Below are 2,074 nucleotides of genomic sequence, written 5' to 3' on the forward strand. Positions count from 1 at the left end.
CGGGCGGGAAACGTGCTGTCCCGCGCCACCGGTGGTCCTGCCGCGTGCGTCCACGGCTGCGATGGTGCCACATCGTCGACGGGCGCCGCACACGGGAACCGCCCCTCGTCCCCGTGCCGCGGGACCGACCTCGAAGCGCTCGGACGCCGCAGTCCGCACGGACGCGCGGCGGTCGGGTTGACGGGGCGGACTCCGGTGCGTCGCCCCTCCACAGCGGGTCTCCCCCGACTCGCCGCAGGGACGTCATGCGATAGACTGGGTGTGACGCCGGACCGGTAAGCCCCGGGCTCCAACTATTGCCGCTCCGAGCGGCCTTCGCGCCGACAGGCGCTTCCGGTCCGGTGTCGCAGCCTTCTCCCCCACCCATTCCGCGGTGGGCTCCCGCGCGCCCTCGACGACCGACCGGCCCGCACTTCCGGACCCTCCCGTGAACCCGCGGCCGCGCCTCCCCCGGACCCGTGCCCGGCACCGGACGGGGAGGTCCCCGGCGGGGGCAACCCCGAGCCGGGGATGCACCCGCCGGGGACCCGTCCACCCGACCGCGGGCACGCTCAGCCCAGCAGCGGGAAACGCACGATGGTCGCCTCGCGGCCCGCGCCCACGCCGATGGAGGAGATCCGGCAGCGTGACTGGTCCTCGAGGAAGCGGATGTAGGCCTGGGCGGTGCCGGGGAGGTCCTCGAAGGAACGTACCCCGGTGATGTCCTCGTCCCACCCGGGCAGTTCCTCGTAGACGGGGACCGCGTGGTGGAAGGACGTCTGGTCCATGGGCATCTCGTCCACGCGCTTCCCGTCGACCTCGTAGGCGACGCACACGGGGATCGTGGGGTAGCCCGAGAGCACGTCGAGCTTGGTCAGGCAGATGTCCGTGAGGCCGTTGATGCGGCTCGCGTAGCGCACGACCACCGCGTCGAACCAACCGGTGCGGCGCGGACGCCCGGTGGTCACGCCGAACTCGCCGCCCTTCTGGCGCAGCGCTTCCCCGACCTCGTCGGTGAGCTCGGTGGGGAACGGCCCCTCACCCACGCGCGTCGTGTAGGCCTTGGCGACGCCCACGACGCGGTCGATGCGCGTCGGCCCCACACCCGTGCCGGTCAGGGCGCCGCCCGCCGTCGGGTTCGAGGAGGTGACGAAGGGGTAGGTGCCGTGGTCGATGTCGAGCATCGTGGCCTGGCCGCCCTCGAAGAGCACGGTCTCGCCGCGGTCGAGGGCCTCGTTGACCACCAGGGAGGCGTCGACCACCATCGGGCGCACCCGGTCCGCGTAGGAGAGCAGCTCGGCGGTCACGGCCTCGGGGTCGATGGCGTCGAGGCCGTAGACCTTGGAGAGCAGGTGGTTCTTGTCGAAGAGGGCCCCCTGCACCTTCTGGGCGAGGATCGAGGGGTCGAAGAGGTCCTGGATGCGCAGACCGATGCGGTTCATCTTGTCGGCGTAGGTGGGGCCGATGCCGCGACCGGTGGTGCCGAGCTGTCGGTCGCCCAGGAACTTCTCCGTGGTGCGGTCCATGACCTTGTTGTAGGAGGGGATGATGTGGGCGTCGGAGGAGATCACGAGCTTCGAGCAGTCCACCCCGCGCGAGGTCATCTCCTCCAGCTCCTGGAAGAGCACCTCCAGGTCCACCACGACCCCGTTGCCGATGACGGGGGTGACGCCGGGACTGAGGATGCCCGCGGGAAGCAGGTGGAGTGCGTACTTCTCGCCGTCGATGACGACGGTGTGCCCGGCGTTGTTCCCGCCGTTGTACTTGACGACCACGTCGGTCTGCTGACCGATCTGGTCGGTGGCCTTGCCCTTGCCCTCGTCGCCCCACTGGGCCCCGAGCACGATCACGGCTGGCATTGGACGTCCCCTCCTCCGGTGTCGCGGGGATCCCCGCGAGGACGGGGCGGGCCCGTCCTCGCCAATCCTAGGGGACCAGTGGCGGGGCACACGGGGGTGTTCGGATCGCGGGTGGTCACCCGGCGGGCCGACCATGCGGGTGCTCCGGGCCGGGGCGGGCGGGCCCGGCGGGGACCACGGGCCGACGAGGGCGGGCGGGCCCGGCGGGGAGCACGGGCCGACGAGGACGGACGAGG

Annotated in this window: 1 protein-coding gene; it reads right to left on the reverse strand. The window is 72.0% G+C overall.

Going from position 1 to position 2,074, the window contains the following annotated elements; translation table 11 throughout:
• Positions 1–551: 551 nt before the first annotated feature.
• On the reverse strand, positions 552–1,838 hold the full coding sequence (locus tag TA90_RS02295) for an adenylosuccinate synthase (RefSeq protein WP_043534410.1): 1,287 nt from the start codon (positions 1,836–1,838) through the stop codon (positions 552–554).
• Positions 1,839–2,074: the final 236 nt, after the last annotated feature.

The organism is Actinomyces polynesiensis (assembly GCF_000820725.1).
Classification (GTDB): domain Bacteria; phylum Actinomycetota; class Actinomycetes; order Actinomycetales; family Actinomycetaceae; genus Pauljensenia; species Pauljensenia polynesiensis.